General features: G+C 62.6%; 13 protein-coding genes. 8 read left to right on the top strand and 5 right to left on the bottom strand.

What is annotated here, in order from left to right:
* Positions 1-852 precede the first annotated feature (852 nt).
* From RFN28_RS26800 to RFN28_RS26780, 5 genes are all read left to right on the top strand, one after another.
* Positions 853-4,674 (top strand): glycosyltransferase, encoded by a 3,822-nt coding sequence (locus tag RFN28_RS26800; RefSeq protein WP_320290187.1) that lies wholly within the window; start codon positions 853-855, stop codon positions 4,672-4,674.
* A complete protein-coding gene (locus RFN28_RS26795) occupies positions 4,671-5,753 on the top strand; it encodes a tetratricopeptide repeat-containing glycosyltransferase (protein WP_320290186.1) in 1,083 nt (360 codons plus the stop codon). The genes RFN28_RS26800 and RFN28_RS26795 overlap by 4 nt, the downstream gene beginning before the upstream one ends.
* Positions 5,750-7,246, top strand: coding sequence for a glycosyltransferase (locus tag RFN28_RS26790; protein ID WP_320290185.1), 1,497 nt, complete (start codon positions 5,750-5,752; stop codon positions 7,244-7,246). Before RFN28_RS26795 ends, RFN28_RS26790 begins: the two co-directional genes overlap by 4 nt.
* A 157-nt stretch (positions 7,247-7,403) precedes the next feature.
* A complete protein-coding gene (locus RFN28_RS26785) occupies positions 7,404-8,228 on the top strand; it encodes a hypothetical protein (protein WP_320290184.1) in 825 nt (274 codons plus the stop codon).
* Positions 8,229-8,396: 168 nt separating this feature from the next.
* Complete coding sequence (locus tag RFN28_RS26780; RefSeq protein ID WP_320290183.1) at positions 8,397-8,984, top strand: hypothetical protein; 588 nt, start codon at positions 8,397-8,399, stop codon at positions 8,982-8,984.
* Between the two features lie 151 nt (positions 8,985-9,135).
* Here RFN28_RS26780 and RFN28_RS26775 read toward each other — a convergent pair whose 3' ends face one another.
* Positions 9,136-9,357, bottom strand: coding sequence for a DUF6471 domain-containing protein (locus RFN28_RS26775; protein WP_320290182.1), 222 nt, complete (start codon positions 9,355-9,357; stop codon positions 9,136-9,138).
* A gap of 130 nt (positions 9,358-9,487) precedes the next feature.
* Between RFN28_RS26775 and RFN28_RS26770 the strand changes: the two genes are divergently transcribed.
* The 3 genes from RFN28_RS26770 (at position 9,488) to RFN28_RS26760 (ending at position 11,319) form a co-directional block, all read left to right on the top strand.
* Entirely contained in the window at positions 9,488-9,625 is a 138-nt protein-coding gene (locus RFN28_RS26770; protein WP_320290181.1) for a hypothetical protein, read from the top strand.
* A gap of 462 nt (positions 9,626-10,087) precedes the next feature.
* Positions 10,088-10,903, top strand: a complete 816-nt coding sequence (locus RFN28_RS26765) for a site-specific integrase (RefSeq protein WP_320290180.1) — start codon at positions 10,088-10,090, stop codon at positions 10,901-10,903.
* Complete coding sequence (locus tag RFN28_RS26760; RefSeq protein ID WP_320290179.1) at positions 10,900-11,319, top strand: site-specific integrase; 420 nt, start codon at positions 10,900-10,902, stop codon at positions 11,317-11,319. Before RFN28_RS26765 ends, RFN28_RS26760 begins: the two co-directional genes overlap by 4 nt.
* Positions 11,320-11,535: 216 nt before the next feature.
* Here RFN28_RS26760 and RFN28_RS26755 read toward each other — a convergent pair whose 3' ends face one another.
* From RFN28_RS26755 to RFN28_RS26740, 4 genes are read right to left on the bottom strand one after another with little or no spacing between them, the layout of a single operon-like run.
* On the bottom strand, positions 11,536-13,326 hold the full coding sequence (locus RFN28_RS26755; protein ID WP_320290178.1) for an alpha/beta fold hydrolase: 1,791 nt from the start codon (positions 13,324-13,326) through the stop codon (positions 11,536-11,538).
* A complete protein-coding gene (locus RFN28_RS26750) occupies positions 13,323-15,860 on the bottom strand; it encodes a glycoside hydrolase family 2 protein (protein WP_320290177.1) in 2,538 nt (845 codons plus the stop codon). Before RFN28_RS26750 ends, RFN28_RS26755 begins: the two co-directional genes overlap by 4 nt.
* A gap of 38 nt (positions 15,861-15,898) precedes the next feature.
* Positions 15,899-16,897 (bottom strand): DUF1839 family protein, encoded by a 999-nt coding sequence (locus RFN28_RS26745; protein WP_320290176.1) that lies wholly within the window; start codon positions 16,895-16,897, stop codon positions 15,899-15,901.
* Position 16,898: 1 nt separating this feature from the next.
* Positions 16,899-17,822: an amino acid--[acyl-carrier-protein] ligase gene (locus RFN28_RS26740; RefSeq protein WP_320290175.1), complete on the bottom strand. Its 924-nt coding sequence runs from the start codon at positions 17,820-17,822 to the stop codon at positions 16,899-16,901.

Below are 17,822 nucleotides of genomic sequence, written 5' to 3'. Positions count from 1 at the left end.
GCATTCAGGTTTTGCGGAGCCGGCCGAACGGTTGGACGGAACAACACGTCGCCGGTGACTTTGTGGATGACGGCCAAAGCCGCCGGACGCGGCGGCCATTAGTTGGCGGCCACCCGTACCGAGATCACAACCGGCGCCTGGCTGAAATTGAACTGGGGATTTGTCGCAGCGAGGGGCAGCATTGCAACGGCGGGCCGCATCGAGCCCTCTCCGGTTCGCTCGCAACAACGCTCGCACAACACTCACTCCCGTCAGGTGACACCGATCTCTCGGCGATCACTCACGAGGGAACTCGGGAATGCTAAGCCGTCTGCTTCCCGCAGGAAGTACAGACAAACGCAACCTCAAGCAGGCGCGTCAAACACCCGCCCTTCACCCATACGCGAACTGGCTTATTACCCGGAACCCTCGGGACTCTTCACACGTCTGCCGATTTCATGGCGCACTGACCGTGAGGCTTATAGCCGTCCCCCCGGCCATCGTTTAGTATTTTAGAAAATTATGAATTTGTAAACTATAAAACCGAGAGCTGGCGGAAGCGCGACAACCCCTCAAAGTGTCTCATGGCTGTAGAAAAAACTTCGAGACCTCAAAGACTTGGCTTTCGACGCGCAACCCTGCCGGCTGCGCGAAATTAGCTTGCGAAAGCCAAAAGGGGTAGGGTTAAGCGCAAGACTACGCCAAAAGATACTGGGCGACCCGACAAAACGAATGATCCGATGTTCGAATACGGAGGCTATGCTGAATTGCCGCGTGGCGCGCGGGCGATCGGACCTTTGGTGTCGAGGCAATCAGCCGCCTTTGCCGGCGGCCCAACCCAGCACCACTTAGACGGGGGTCGGCAATTCACAGATGACAAACGGCAAGCGCCTCTGCCTTAATATGATCATCAAGAACGAGATGGCAAATCTCGAGCGCTGTCTTGGTGCGGTTGCCGACCACATCGACTGCTGGGTCATTGGCGATACCGGATCGTCCGATGGAAGCCAGGATTTCATTCGATCGTTCTTTGCCGCCCGTAATGTGCCTGGCGAACTGCACGAGTTCCCCTTTCACAATTTCGAGCAAGCGCGCAACGCGGCGCTCGACTGTGCCTATGCATCGCAGCTCTCCTACGACTATCTGCTGTTCGACGATGCCGACATGGAGCTTGTCGTCGAGGACAGGGATTTCCGGGGACGGCTCCACGGCCCGGGCTATCGGCTCCTGCAACGGTCGGATTCAGGCCTTGCCTACTGGAACACGCGTCTGGTCAGGCGCGACGCCGGCGCGCGCTACCACGGCGTCACCCACGAATATATCGACGTGCCGGGCGAGGTGCAGGAACTCCGGGGTGTTTGGTACAAGGATCACGCCACGGGTTCGAACCGGGTCGACAAGTTCGAGCGTGACATCAAGCTCCTATTGGGAGCTCTCGAAGACGATCCGGAGAACCACCGATATTGGTACTATCTTGCGCAATCCTACCGTGACGCCGGGCGGACGGAGGAGGCCGCGGTAGCCTATGCCAAACGCGCGGCGATGGGCGGCTGGGACGAGGAAGCTTGGAACGCCCGCCTGCAGGAGGCGCGCTGCCTGCGCAAGCTCGGCGACGATGCCGGTTTCATCCGCCAGGCATTGGCCGCCTTCGATCAACGCCCCCAACGCGCCGAACCGCTTTATGACCTGGCACGATTCTACCGCGAGAAGGGGATGAACCCCGCCAGCGTGCTGTTTTCGGAAGCGGGGCTGGCGATCAGGCGGCCGGAGCAGGACATCCTGTTCCTCGAGGATTTCGTTTACACCGCCGGCCTGCGCGAAGAATACTCGATCGCGGCAAACTACGCGCGCGATCCCGAGCGCAAGGATCGCGGTTTCGCAACATGCAACTGGCTGGCGCTGGACCGCACGATCGCTGACGGCCCAAGGGAACTGGCACGATCGAACTTGTTCTTCTATGTCCGGCCCGCCAAGGCGGAGATGCCCTCCTTCAGCGCCCGCCCTGTCGGATACGATGTCCCCGACGGCTACCGGCCCACCAATCCGTCGGTGACACTATCGGGTTCGCAAATCGTGCTCTCGCAACCAGCCGTGAACCACCCGCTGACGGAGAACGGGCTCGAATTTGAAACGAAAGACGATGACACGATCCATACCCGGAATTTCCTTCTTCGATTGAACGATGAACTCGCGGTGGTGTCCGCCAAGGAGATCCTCCCACCTGTCGACATGCCCGAACCCGTTTACAAACGCGTGCGCGGCTTCGAGGATATGCGCCTGTTTGCGTGGAACGGCGAGGTGTGGGGTTCGGCCTGTGTCCGCGAGTTTACGCCGGAAGGATGGTGCGAGCAGGTCGTCGCGCGCATCGACGAAAGCAATGGATGCAGGCTGGCCGACTGGCGCGTCCTGCGGCCCAGCGGGCCACGCGTGCACGAGAAGGGCTGGATGCCGCAAGTCAAGCCGGCACCGCATGACGCAGGCGGCGAGCGGTTGCAGTTCATCTACGCCTGCGACCCGGCCAGGACGGTGGACGAACGCGGCGGAACCGTCGCCACGACTGAGCCCGCGATCGCAGCTCAGCGGTTCAGGGGCGGCAGCCAGGTCGTAGGCTTCGACGACGGGTGGTTGGCCTTGATACACGAAGTGCAATGGAGAGCGGCCGAAGACCGGCGTTACTACCTGCACCGCTTCGTCTGGTTCGACGAAACGAACGCGTTGCGAAAGGTCAGCCGCCCGTTCTTCTTCAACAAGAAGGGAATTGAATTCGCCGCAGGATTGGCTTGGCATCCAGACAAAAGACGTTTGCTGATTTCTTACAGTGTCGCCGACAGCGAGTCCTGGCTCGCGACCGTCGACGCGGCGGAGGTCCGCGTCCTGCTCGAGGACGTTGATCGCCTTCGCTCCGGCCTGGCCGAGGCTGGGTTCGAGTTGAAGCGGCCGTCGCAGCCCCTGACTCCGCCGTCCGCTGGTCCACGACGTATTGATCACTCGCTGGAGACCGGGGCCACGCCCGGTCGCGCCGGCGATCGGGCGGCCAATGGCAAAGGCGAGGTGAGGCTCGAAGGAGAATTCTTCGGTTCTGGCGAAGCGAAATCGGCGGAAGAAATATTTGGCGAACTCGCGCCGTTTCTGCGCGACGTCACCTCGCCCCGGGATCGCCGCGATCGATCACGGAAATTCGATGCACGGATCACGCCTTTCTTAGGCGCAGACGACGCCGCGCTTCCTCAGATCAATTGCTTTTACGAAGTCATATCCGAGGCAGCGCAGCATCGGACCCTGATAGCCGCCGTTTCGTCGATGCGGCGCGCCGGCCATCCGGTGCGGGTATGGAGCTACTCGCCCAACAAGCTTGAATTCCTGACCCCATATGGGATCGAAATCCGGGCGGCCGATGACGTCATGCCGCAATCCCTGTTCGAGCGCATCGTGGGCGGCTCCGAGATCAGATATTTCAGCGATGTCTTCCGCTATGCCGCGCTGTACGAGCATGGCGGGCTATGGATGGACACCGACGTCATCCTGCTAAGGGCCTTCCCGTTCAATGGCGATCATTTCTTCAACCTGCAATGGCGTGGATCGCACAAGGGCCATTTCATTTGCGGCAACGTCATCTATGCCAGACCTTACAGCCGCCACATAAGGGCGCTGTACGAGATGTCGATCTGGCGCTTTCATGAAGCGCGAGGAAAGGAATTCGGGGATGTCGGGCCCAAGCTGCTCTCCGATTACATAGCCTCTGATGCCGGCGCCGAGCTGCGCGATCGAGTGTTCAGTCCGATGTTCTTCAACTCGATCGACTGGACGGAGCTCGACCGGTTTGACAAGCCGATTGCAGAGCTGGCCGACCATCTGAACGATGAGCGCGTGTTCGGCGTCCACCTGTGGACGGCGCGTAACGAGGTCAAGCAAGACAACGAACGCGCCCCCTTTATCACGCAGTTGGTGAGCCCGCTCGAAAGCTTTCCCACCCTCACGAACCTCGCCGACCGCTTCAACACCGACAAGAACCGCCACACCGGCAACCGTCATTGCTACGCCAGGATCTACGATCGCCTGCTCTCGCCCCGGCGGTTGTCCATGCGGCGGCTGATGGAAATCGGCTTATGCCGCGGGTTGGCTGAAGGCAACCAGACCGAGACCCCATCCGCCTCGCTGTGGCAGAGTTATTTTCCGTTCTGCCAGGTGATCGGCGTCGACCTGACGGACTTTTCACAATCCAACGACGAAAGGTTCACGTCGTTCGTCTGCGACCAATCCAGGCAGGACGATCTGCGCCGGGTCGCGGCGAAGATCGAGCCCGGCTCTCTCGACGTGATCATCGATGACGGCAGCCATGCCTCGCACGACGAGCAGCTTACGCTGCGCGAATTCTTCCCGCTGCTCGCCGAGGGCGGCTGGTATTTCATCGAGGACCTCGACTGGCAGCCGCCCGGCGAAGACTCCGCCAGGGTCACGCTGACCAAGACGCTTCTGCGCGAGATCAAGGACCATGGACGTTCGCGCTCGCTGGACCCGTTTGGAGTTGGCGAGCTTGCTGATCAGTTCGCCGAAATCCTGTTCTTCGACAGTCACTATGAATTGGATCGCGCAAGGCTGCTGGGCGGCCTTGTGGCGATACGCAAAGTCGGCCGAGCGGATGCGGCGGCGAGGACGGATCCCGCATCAGCCGTTGGGGAAGCGGAGCGCAAGTGAAAATCGCGGTCTACACCATCGCTTTGAACGAAGCGGCGAATGCGGAGCGCTGGGCCAATTCCGCCGTCGACGCGGACTATCGGATCGTGGCCGACACCGGCAGCACCGATGATACCGTAGCACGGCTGACCGCAGCGGGCGTCACGGTGCACAAGATATCGATCCGCCCATGGCGCTTTGACGACGCCCGCAATGCCGCCATGGCGCTGCTCCCCGACGACGTCGACGTGTGCTGCACGATGGACATGGATCGGTTTCTCGAGGCCGGCTGGCGACAGAAGCTCGAGGCCGCCTGGACCCCCGCGACCACGGCTCTTTTTTGTCAGACGATATACAGATCGAGTGTCGATGACCCGACGCCGTTGCGCGGTTGGCCGACGAAGAATTTTCATCATCGCTGGGGGTATCGCTTCAGGCGTCCAGTCCATGAAGCCTTGGTCTTCACGGGAGCAAGGGAAGTCACGTCCAGTTGCGACGAGATAAAGATGTTCGAGGTGCAGGACCACTCCAAGCCCACGCGAAGCAGCTACCTGCCGTTAATGGAGATAGCGCACCAGGAAGATCCCGACGACGCTCAGATCTGCTTCTGGCTCGGACGGGACCTGATGTGGGCCAATCAGCAGGATCGGGCCGTTCATCTGCTCAAACACTATTTGGCGTTGCCGACAAGCACTTGGGGAGAAGAACGTTCGGAAGCGATGCGGTACCTGGCGCGAATGCTTCCGGACGAGAAATTGTCGTGGCTGGACAAGGCCCGCATCGAAGCGCCGCACCGCAGGGAAATCTGGCTCGACCTGGCGGAAGAATTCCACGGCAAAGCCGACTGGCTGAATTTGTTCTGGGCCTGCTGCAACGGCATCGAGAAGACGCACCGCACCGGGAGCTATCTCGACGACGCCAACTGCTGGGGTTCTCGACTGCTCGACCTCGGTGCGATCGCGTCCTGGCACCTCGACGCGATGAACCGTGCGGTGGAATGGGGGCAAAAGGCGCTCGAACTCGATCCGGGCAACCAGCGGCTCAAGGACAACCTGGATTTCTTCGTTCGGCGACGAGAAGAGGTGCGGCTACGACAATGACTACGGTCTCGGCACGGTCACCCGCACGGCTGTTCACCGCATTCGGGACGGTGTTGTATATCGCCCCCTCCACAGGCGAACTGCGCCATGGCCCGATCGAGAGCGTCCCTGCGAACGTGGTTTTCGATCCCGGGACGAATTCGGCAAGGGGCGATCGCCAAGGTCAGTTGGTCTATTCAGACAACGGTTCGCCCGAACCGATCGTTTGCCACGCCGACATCTGTCTAACCGGCTCACGGTCGCAGCGTGAAAATCGCGCAAGTGAACCCACGGTGCTGGAGTTGATCCCTCTCGAACGTGGCTTGATGGCGCTGAAATCCGGCGACGTTTTTTTGTCGGCCATACCGGATGGAAAGGTCAAACTATATGCCGAGGTCTGCAGCACATGGGAGCTTTTCCTGGCAACAGAGAGCTGGTGCACGGACATTCTCTACCAAGACACCCGCTGGTACTCTGAAACGGACAAGTTCGACAGGCAAAGAATACAGTCCTATATCGTGCACCCGACAATCAGGACGAATACCAACGCCTCCTCTAGAAAGGCTAAAGTCCTTATTTACGGATATACAAAATGGTCGCACGGTCGCGTCTATTATGATCTATCGAAGCGCCTTCATTGCGACGGGTACATAATAGACATTATCGATTGGCAAAACGACAATTCGGCGCACTTTCGAATAGTGAACGATTACTACGATCTTTTCTTGACAGCATTGGATGGAGTTTCAAACCTTGTCGACAGCTACCACGTACCATATGAAAGGATAATTGGGATATCTCACCATGAATTCGACATGCGCATGCTGATCGAACGCAAGGGCATCGACGTCTTCGGCCGGCTCGCAAATTACGGTGTGGTCAGTGAATATCTCTATTCCGCATCCATATTGCGTGGCATTGGAAGGCTTCCAAAGGTCGTTCCTCTTGGGATAGACTATCAGTATTTCTTCTCCGCTCTGCCATCAAGTTTAACAACAGTCGGCTACGCCACTTCGATGTCCCTAAAGACTTACGGCATTGAGTTGAAGCGCGGCGAACTCGCCGAGGCGGCCGCGCGAGAAGCAGGCTTGGCGTTCAAGGTAGCGGGCTCGACTGCCAATCAGATATCATTTCACGACATGCCTGAATTCTATCGGAGTGTTGACGCTGTGGTGTCGACCTCCATCAATGAGTCCGGCCCCTTGTCGGTACTCGAGGGGGCGGCGGCCGGAAGGCTCGTTATCGGGACACCAGTGGGCCACTTTCCGGTAAGGGCCTATCAGGGCGGGGGGATTGTCGCACCGATCGAACCGGAAAAATTCAAGGCCTTCACGAGTTCGACCTTGCGCTACTACAAGGAAAATCCCGCAGCCTTCGTCGACAAATGCCACGAAACGAGGGAGGCCGCGGTCAAGTTCGACTGGCAGTATATGATCGATGATTGGAAGGAATTAATCGATCGGCCTGGTTTGAACAGCAAATTGGTGCCGTCAAGCGCGTCGCCCTCCAGCTAGTCGGGCAAGCACGGCAAGATGTCAGTAAGAGATTCGGGTGACCGGATGGCGGGAGCAGGTGCGGCGTCGTGATTTCAACATAGCAGCTGCTGGTCTGGCGGCCACAACCTTTTCATCGTCTATGCGTTGGATTGGTTTGGAAGCGAGTCAAGCCACAATGCTGAAGCGCGCCTCTTCGATTGCCGTTCGCACCACCCTGCTCACCGCGCCCATCGAACTCGCGGGCGACTGGGGCAACATGCTGCCTCGCTCGGCCCGATTGGTCGTTGGGCGGACGCGGCAAGCCTGCCTGGATGGCGTGCGGCTTCTTTCCGACCGACAGCCGGCACGACTTCGTGTCGACCAGCACACCTCAGGGCAGCCGGCGATTTGGCTGCACCGGGACGGCAGCAATATGGCGTGGGTTATCGTCGACATCGGCGAGCGGGACTGGTCGAAGCTTGCCTACCAGTTCGGCCACGAACTCGGCCATGTACTAGCCAACAGCTGGCAGTTTGACGCCAAGCCCGCAGCTCCCTGCCAATGGCTCGAGGAAGCCATGGTGGAAGCCTTCTCGTTGCGTGGCTTGGGACGCCTCGCCAAGGACTGGAACCAGGACCCGCCATTCGCCGGCGACAACGCTTTCGGCGACGCCATTGCCGAGTATCGCGAGAACATCGTCAAACACTATAGCGCGCTTGCCGACAACCAGGGGCTTACCCGCGATTGTGCGAGGTGGTTCGCAGACCACCGAAGCGAGATCGAAATTCCAGGTCTCAATCCGTTCGCGCAGGCAATGTGCCCGACCATTCTCGCCGAATACGAACAGGTTCCCGATTGCGTTGAGGCACTTGGCGCACTCAACCGCTGGCCTGGCCGCAGCGGAATTCCAGCCAGTGAATATCTGCAGCGTTGGAAAGAGAGCTGTGCCGAGCTACGCGCGTCCGCGCAGCTGCCGCTCCGACTAGTCGAACTTTTGGGGATTCTGCCCCGCACTAAGTGAGGCGTGGCCCGACGTGCCATTACAATTGTTTCTGAGGCAATATGGGGTGCGCGGCTCCTTGATGGTCAAATCGAGCCTGACACTCTGGCAGAGCGCGCGGGTTCATACCTAGTCATCAGGGCGTGGAGTTAGGGCGAAGTTTTCGCGCGACGCTGAGACCTTGCGTCCTTGCTTGCAAGCCATGATCTCCCACTGGCGTCCGGCTGGTATTCCGAAGAACTCGCCGACCGCAGCGCTGCCGAGGAAATCGAGGCGGTTGCTCATCACGCCGGTCCCCTGCACGCGATGGACTGTCGGGTGATGGTGTACGCGACTGGCGATGCCCTTGCGCAGTCGCTCGAGCAAATGAAGAAGCCGACCCGGGCTGCGCTCCTCGACACGGTCTTCAATATGCACAAGTGGGACAATCCGCTGCTGCTGGGTGGGATCAAGCTGAACGCCAAAGCCGGCGCCGACATTTCCCCGATCGAGGCCCTGCAGCCTACCAGTTCGACGGCCAGAAATATGTTCCGGTTGGCAAGCTCCTGGATTTCGAAGGCAAGACGGAAGAATAGCCAAGCCGATCAGCACGGATCGATCGGGGGTTCGCGACCAGGCCCGCCGATGGGGCGGGCCTGCACCTCCCTCCTCCGGCCATGCAATAGGTGGATAATCGTCCGATGGGATCACACACGAAGCCACTCCGACGAACTGCCCCCGGCGCTTAAACCAGCTGCTGAAACAAACGGCGTCCACAACGTTTTTGACCTGGCGTAGGCGCGCTATAGTGGCAAGCGCCTTTGCGGCAATAGCCTGGCCGCCAGCCCCTGAACCCGAGACAGAACCCGATCGCGAAGTGCTAGTGAGGCGCGACCACTGTTTCAGCGTCGCGGCGCGGACGAGGCGCAGTCGCGACCTTCTCACACACCTAGTCGAACTTCAGTCTCTGTGATCCTATCGCCTTGAGGCACTGGGCGAAGAAGACGGCGCTAAAGCGTCCGCGTGACAGCTTGTTGCTGATGTTCGCCTCTTTCTCCTCGACCCCGATGGCGGCCAGCTTTTCAACCAGATCGGCATAGCTGAGGCCCTGAAGCTTCAGCTCGGCCTTCAGGAGCCCGCTAACTAGCCGTTCCCACTTGGTCTCCGTCATCCGAACATTCTCCGCCAAAATTTCGCGCAGTGCATTGCGTTCTTTGTCTTCGTATATATCTTAATCAGTAGATTTCTGTTAAATTTCGATATCTATCCACTTTCAGTCAAACCGACTATGAACCCACGACATGACGACCGACCAGACAACGGCGAACGTGCTGACGGATTTCCTGCGCGAACTCTCCTCGGAGCTGGACCTGCACTGCGACGACGCGGATCTCCACGCGCTCAAGCCAACGAAAAGCAGCGACGTGCAGCTACCCTGATGACGGACGCCGGCTACGAGGCCTCCAAAGTCTACCACCATATCGTGGGCCGTTTCGAGCGGACGACTCGCCCTAACATTAGCGTTCCGACAGTAGAAATTCCACGGCACCCAACCACCTCTCTCCACAGGGCTTTTGAAAATGACTCATCCTTTCAACGCGTCCATCTCGAGGTCCGAGTATCCGGCTCTGGCGTGTGTGCGCCACCGCACATCCAGACTGGCCGAGGAGCTCGCACGGATGCAGGACTTCGACAAGCAGCGCGCATCGTGTTCCCGGACGGTGCGATGGGCGCACCCGGCCTCCGCAAGGAACGGGATGCCTGACGACTAGTTACCGAAATGATCGCACGAAAGAATACGTCACCTTGGCCGCGATCACCGATATGAGGAAATGATGTCAAGGACTTCGAAAGGGGCACGCCTTGTCTGGCGCGATGAAAGCAGGAAGCAGAACGGAGCCTTGCGCAGCCGGGCCGGTTGGTTCATCCGCGACGGCAGCACCTTCATCAGCGCTTGCGGCGGCACTGGCGGCCGCGAACGCGCTGAAAGGCGGCTCGCCAGTTACATTGCCGAAAAGTACCAGCCGATCCGCGAGCGCGGTCGTGATCCGACAACCATCGCGATAGCTGACGCCGTTGGTGTCTACCTGACAGACGTCGCGTCCGGCCACGCCAAGCCGAAAGAAACCGCTAGGCGTATGGTCGCGGTGCTGAACTGGTTCGGCGACAAGATGATTGGCGACATCGACGGCAAGATTTGCCGTGACTATGCCAAAGCGCACGGCGGCGGTGCCGCCGCCAGGCGGCAGCTAGAGGACTTGCGTGCAGCGCTGAACCACTATCATCGAGAAGGCTATGTAACCTCGACGCCGGCAATCATACTGCCGCCGAAGTCCGCGCCAAGGGACCGCTGGCTGACCCGTGATGAGGCCGCAGCACTGCTTCGCGCTGCTTGGCGCATGCGTCAGTCCTGGAAGGGCCAGCCTAGCGACCGTCGCACGGGACGCCACGTCGCGCGCTTTATCCTCGTTGCTCTATATACCGGCACTCGTTCGGCTGCGATCTGCGGCGCCGCCGTCCGACCCACGGAGCAGGCCATGTCGATCTCGAACGCGGCGTTTTCTATCGTCGTGCACCTGGTCGCCTCGAGACGAAGAAACGGCAGCCGCCGATGCGCCTGCCCGATCGCCTGCTTGCCCATCTACGGCGATGGGCGGTCACGCCGCTGGCGATCAAGACCAGGGGTCGCGGCAAAAGCGCAAACATCGGCCGAATGATCGCCCACGACTACGTCGTGGAGTGGAACGGCAAGCCCGTCCAGTCGATCAAGAAAGCTTTCCGCTCAGTGGTCGAGGCGGCCGGGCTTGGCTGGCACGAAGATGTCCTAGCGCCTGACGGCAGCATCAAGCGTGTGTTCCGCACGGACGTGACGCCGCACATATTCCGCCACACGGCAGCTACCTGGCTGATGCAACAGGGTTCCGATCCCTGGGCGGCTGCCGGCTTCCTCGGGATGACCGTCGAGATGCTGATCCAGACCTATGGCCACCATCACCCTGACTTCCAAGCGGATGCCGCCGAAGCGATCGTCTCCAAGGCGCGCCCGCGAAGCCACCTAAAAATCGTCGGGAGACTGGCGGAGAGACAGAAGGCGAACGCCCCCGCCGCTCCCCACAGAAGACTCCACGGTTAAGTCGTAAACAAAGGTGAACAGAAGTCGCCAGGCATGACAAGAAATGCCGGAAATCCGGGCTTTTGCTGGCCGCTCCCCTCGGGGCGTCGCAGATTCAAATCCTGCCACTCCGACCAGTCCGGAGTTTCCCGACACGACCGCTGTTGGTGCTGCGCTGGCGGGGCTCAGACAGATGTCGCCACACGTGCCAATGCCGCAGCCGAATCAGCGACGGCCCTATGGCGCCAGCAAGGACGGGCTTGTCGTCGCGCGCACCGGCTCGGCGCGAGCATAGCCGTCACGCCTGATGCCGCCATGATCGATCAGGCGGGCGATCACGGCGCGCCGCGAGTGATACGGCGTCAGCGTGTGGTCGGCATTCGGCAGCGAGACCCTGGTCACGCCGCGAATGCTGCCGAGCCGTTCTTCCTCCGAGCCAAAATGGCGGGCGATCTCCTTCAGGCTCAGGTCCCCTTCCGAGGTCACCAGGAGAACCCGCACGCCCCGGCCGCAAAGGTCGCGCATCCAGCGTTCCACCCGCCGCTGTCCCAATAGAGCGGCCGGATGCAGCATCGACACCGTGGACTTGATCGCCTCGAGCCCGCGCCGGACAACCAGCCGGGCGTGGCGCGAAGCGATCCCGCGCCATGTCGGGGCGGCCGGACCGCGGCTCTCGTGCATGGCGGCAGCGTTCTGCCCGAGCACGGCCTTGGACGTCTCGTAAGTCTTCCAGACCGCCATCTCCAGCGCGTAGGAACTGTTCCAGGCGAAGCAGAGCGGGTTGATCATGGTCAGTGTCCGCACCCGCCGATCGTTCCGTGCGGCGTGAAAAGCCTGGAATGCGCCGGCGCAGGTGCCGACCAAACCGACAGCGGGATAGCCGGCTCGTTCCATCCAGTCGATCGCGCGGCTGACATCATGGCGCGTGCGCCCGTCATAGAGGAACAGGCGCCCGTCCTCGGCCTGATCGCTGAGGCCAAGTCCGGGCAGGTCGATGCGCAGCGAAGCTACGCCTTCCGCCGCAAGGTCCCGCGCCGCTTCCACCGTGCCACGCGCCCAGCCGACATGCGGCACGCCACCAGCATTGAGGAAGATCACCGGCTCGGCCGCTGCCTGGCGTCCGCGCGGTCGGCAAAACACGCCGCAGATCATCGGCTCCGGCCCGATCAGGACAGGTTTTTCCGTGTAGTGCGGACCGTCCAGGGTCTCTGACGCATCGTGCGGCATGGCCTTTCTGGCGATCGCTTCGCCGGCGTGATCGGCTATCCAGGCCGCGCAGCGATCAAGAACGGCGGCCGGAATCCGGTTGGCGGTCGGGTCGCACATCAAGAGAGGATAGCCATCGAATTCGGCCGTGGTGATCTCCGCAGCACCTGCTCCTCGCCCTTGAATTTCGTCGGCGGCAAGCGGCTTGCCGTTTGCAAGCACCAGCATCGGAAGGGATGGAAGGCTTGCCGCGGCATGCCGCCAGTCGAGCGCCGAAAGATCGGCCAGTGTCTCATGCGAAATCCGGAACCCGGCGGCCTCGCGTCCCTCGGTGAAAAGCCCTTCGCCCGCCGAACGGCTGGCCAGCGGCGCGTCGATCATGCGCGACATGGCTGTGATCTCGCGGACATAGGCCTTGCCGGAGGACGGCGGCGCGAGCAGCAAGAGACCGGCCACATCGTCGCGTCCGGCCGCCGCCAGCGGCGCCAGCAGAGCGCCAAGCCGGAAGCCGACCAAAATGACGTCCGCCACGCCGCAATCCTGCTTCAGCCGATCGATCGCAGCGCCTATGCCCCCCGTCCACCGTTGCACCTGACCGGGCGTTGAATGATCCCCGGCGGCATTGCCGCAGCCGGGATAGTCGAACTGCAGCGCCGGCAGATCGTTTTCGGCCAGCTTGTCGGCCAGCAGCCTCAGGAAACGGCGGCTGCACAGATCCTCGTGGCCATGCGCACCGGCGATGACGACGCCCCGGCCGCGCCGCGCGGTGCCCTTGCCTTCATGGAGCCAGCCGATCGTGTCGGCGAAGACTATCCCCCTCATGCCATGCTCCTTGCGGGTTCCAACGCCCGCATGATCTCTGCCCCGGTTTCTGAATTGTCCGCTTGCGGCGCATCGTAGGCCACGTCGCGGTCGCCATTCAGCGCAGTCACGACGCCGGCCGGCGTGGCCGAGGCCGGCCCGTCCAGCCCAATGTCCTTCACCGCGCCCGGCATCAGGTGGAAGCCGTTCTCGCGCGGGAGGAACAGTCCATCCTTGATGGCGACGTGATAGGCGGCTCGCCTGCAGGCGAGCCGCAGGCGCCAGCCGTCGTCTGCGCGCACCAACCGCGCCGACAGGCCGACATCGCGTCGCGCGATCATGGCGCCGGGAAGCACATGAAAGGCTTCGGCCAAGATCTCGCCGTCATGGCCTTCCAGCCGTGCCACGGTTACCTCATGGCCCGCCGGGCCGAAGCGATAGGCATATGACAGGTCGAAGAAGGCGCCGAGCAGCGAGAACGCCGACAGGGACTGCGCCCCGCGTGGCTGCAGGGCGACCGGCTGGCGCGCGCTCACCACCGGGGTGACGCCATCGCGCAGGCAGGCAAGCGACAGCGTCGCCTCGACGGCCTTTGCCCCGTCATTGACGAGATGGATGCCCAGCCCGTTGACGCCCTCATCGCTCAGCGTCAGCCTGAGCGGCGCGAAGGCGCGCCTCAGCGCATGCCAGACCGATTTCGGCCGACCGGTGGAATCCACGATACCCCACCCTGCGCCCAGGCGCAGATCCTTCCAGAAGAACAGCAGCGCACCCGCCGTCGGCGAGGCTGGTCTGCGCCATTCATCGATCGTGCGCTCAACCACCTCGGCGGTGACGGCGCGCGAGACGTCGAGATAGCGCGCCGGATCCTCCATGCGCAGGCGGCGCGCATCGACGCCGAACAGCGCCTCCAGATAATGCTCGCGCACGTCCTCGAAGTCCCACGACGCGCCTGCGTCGCGCGGCACGCCAGCCTTCCAGCGCGGATCGTGGCCGGGCGGAACGGGCAGATGCTCATCCAGCGTCGCCTGTTCCGGCACGTTGGCGAAGGCGAGGCACTCGGTGGCGAAACGCACCTCCGCGCGACGCGCGTCCTCCAGCGGCCGGCAATAGGCGCCGACGCCGTAATAGTGCGTCGGGCCGCCATCGGCGGCGAAGGGCAGGCTGCCGCCGGAAGGCGACGAGGACACCAGCGCGAGATCCGGCAGGATCGCCTGCGCGGCCGGACGCACGACCGCGTCGAACCAGGGTGTCGGATCCATCGCTGCCGGCATGCCGAGCATCGCAGCCTGCTGCGCCACCTCGCTGCCACCGCACAGCACCGCCAGCGACGGCGAATGCCGAAGCCGCTTCAACAGGTTTTCCACCTCGCGAGAGAGCGCAGCCCGCCAAGCCTCGCTTTTCGCCGGATAGTCGAAATTGGCGAGCATCAAGTCCTGCCAGACGAGAATGCCCATCTCGTCGCACAACTCGTGGAAGGCATCGCCCTCATAGGCGAAGGTGCCGCCGACCCGCAGCATGTTGACGCCGGCTCGGCGCGCGAGGTCGAGGTCGGGCTCGATTTCGGCGCGCCCGCATGGCAGCCGCACAGGATCGGAGGGCGTCCAGACCGCGCCGTGGCAGAACACCGGCACGCCGTTCACGACCAGGCGGAAATCGCGTCCGTCGGCGCCGCGATCGATCTCGATGCGGCGGAACCCGACCCGGCCCAGCCGGCTGCGTACCGTGCCGAGTGTCGCCATCACCTCGTGCAGCGCCGGCTCACCATGACTGTTCGGCCACCATGGGGCGACATCGGCAATGTCCAGTTCCGCCGTCAGCCGGGTGGGTGTCTCGACCTTGAGGCGCGCGCGCACACCAGCGCAGCTGACATGCGCCGTTTGCGCATCGTCGAAGGGTTGAGCGAGGGTGATCGCAACGACAAGGTGTCCGGTCGCACCGTCGAGCCTGGCGCGCATGTCGGCATCGAGGATGCGCTGCCCGCCAAATTCGCGGATCAACTTGACGGGACGCCACGGCCCGACGACATCGAAGTTCGGACACCAGCCCGGCATGTGGCCGATCAGGGTCGTGCGCACCAGCCGCAGGCGCTGATCGTCGATCATGCGAGGACGCCAGCGGGCGCGTGGACCGGCCGCCGTTTCCAGATGGCGGTCGAGACTGCGCAAGACGATGGCGAGCTGCTCGCCACCTGCAAGGGTTACCGCAGCTTCATGGCGCTCGAACATCGAGGTCGAGGTGAGCAGCAGCCGGTCGTCAAGCCAGACCTCAGCGATAGTCGCCAGACCCTCGAACACCAGCCGCACCGGACCGATCGCATCGAGCGTGCGGCTGTACCAGACATCGCGGTCGTGCAGCGGGGTCGGCTGCTTGCGGTCCCAGCGGCCATGCCTTTCCAGCGTGCCCGCCGCCGTGCCGGGACAGGCCGCGTCCAGCCATTCGACGCTTGCGTCGAAATCGTCCGGCGAAGCCCAAGCGCCGGCCGCTGAGGAGGCCATCCGCCAACCCAGATCCAGCAACTCGGCAGTGCCGGCGATCGACACCGTGGCGTCCATTCCCCCACCCATGCTCAAAATGCGCCTCGGCCGGCCCGCTAGGCCGCCTTGGAGGCGACACCCGCCATGCGGGCGTCCAGCACGTCCATCAGCGCGTCGTAGGCCTGCGCCATTGGCGCGATTGCCTCGGCCAAGCCGTCGAAGCGCTGCCGCGCCATCGCGCGGGCGAGCTTGAACTGCATGACCTTTGCGCCATCGGCAATGTTGCCGGCGGCTTGCGCCGCCTCGGCGAGGCAGGTCTCGCCGTGCTGCCCCAGCCATTCGAGATGACTGCCGAGGAGTTCGAAATTCGCGCCGACCTGACGCAGCGTGTTGAAGGCATAGGTATGGAAATAGTCAGGCGAGCGCGTCGCCAGCCCTTCAGCGTGTCGGCCGAACGCGGCCGCATAGGCGCCGAGCGCATTGCGCTTAGGCCGCCGCTTCAGGTGATGCGCAAGCAGCGCCGCCGCGCTCCCGACCGCGTCACGGGCCGGGCGCGTGGCGTCGAACTTCACGAATTCGGCGTAAGGAAACAGCGGCAGGTCGCCGGCCGACACACCATCCCATTGGCCGAAGACGCCGTCGTAATCATCGCCCTCGAGCGCGAAGTAGCCATCGTTGTGGAAGTAGCGCATCTGCCGTCGCTCGGGATCGAGCGCATTGATGCCGACCGTGGTCTTGGAATGGCCGCTGCGATAGGTGATGCCCCTGGTGTCGGGCAGGAAGAAGGCGTCGACCTCGACCAGCGGCAGCCGGCCGAGTTCGACTTGCGCGAGAACATGCGTCTCCAGCCGGTCGAAGATCGCCAGTTCCTGGATGTCCAGTCCCGCCAGCCGCTGCAGGTCGGCGGTCGGGAACTTGAAGAAGGTGAACTGATCGCCCTCGAAATCCTGCGCCACGGTGAAGCCGAGTGCCGCGACCGGATCGTGACCGGTCGCGTGCAGAACCTCGATCAGGAGATCGACATAGCAGTTGGTCTGCGGCCAGCGCCTTTGCGGATCGTGCAGCCAGTGCGGCCGGTAGCTGGCCGGATCGAGGCCGGCGATAGCTCTCAGCATCTCACACGCTCCACAGCACGTCGCGGACCGCCGCCGGCCAGGCGTCCGCGTCCGGCCCGTGATGGCGGAACAGCGCCAGCGCCACGCGCTCCAGCCCGAAGCCGACGCAGGCCGAATGGCAGAACGCCCCGTCGGCGAACTTCAGACCCCAGGTCCGGCCAAAATGGTCCTGGTGGTAATTGAAGCTCAAACAGGCGGTCGGCTTCTCGATGCTGGTCACCGGGATCAGCAGCTCGAATTTCAGGCCCTGATCGCGCTGGTTGTTGGCCATCATCTTGCCGCCGCGACCGAAGAACGGATCGTTGGCAAGATCGACCTCGCAGGGCAGGTCGAGCGTTTCGATCAACTCCTTGCCGCGCTTCAGCCAGCTTTCGCGGAACGAGCGCACCTGCTCGGCCGTGCCGATCATGACGAACTCGCGCATGCGGAAGAGCTGCATGCGTGCCGGGTCCTTCGACGGCTCATGGCGGAAACAGTAGGAGGAGAGCTCGAACAGCAGGCCCTGCGCCGGCACCGGGCCGCGCGCGGCGACGGTGGGATAGAGCGGATAGCAGGCGGCCGGTGTCAGTGCCACGTCCGTCGCCTTCTGCAGCTCCGTCCAGTCTCCGCCATCTGCCATCATGCCGAGCAGTTGCGCATGCTCCGGCTCGCCGCCCATGAAGGAATGCACACAGCCGGCAAGCTGCGGAAAGCTCTTCATGTAGCCGCTCTTCTCCAGCGTCGCGCGGCTCATACCCGGCGGAAAATGGATGCGGGTGGCTTTGTCGGGCGCGCCGAGCCGGGTGACGAGACGCTCGAACCGCTCGATCACTTCCTCGAATGTGCCCGAACGGCCATAGAGGCCGTCGATGCCGGATTCGAACAGGATGCCGTTCTCGAACAGGCTGTCGAGCAGCGACTTGGAGTCGAAAGTCTTGGCGTCCAT

Origin of the sequence: Mesorhizobium album (assembly GCF_033977205.1) — a bacterium.
GTDB lineage: Bacteria > Pseudomonadota > Alphaproteobacteria > Rhizobiales > Rhizobiaceae > Mesorhizobium > Mesorhizobium album.
This window is presented reverse-complemented; position numbering and strand designations above follow the sequence as displayed.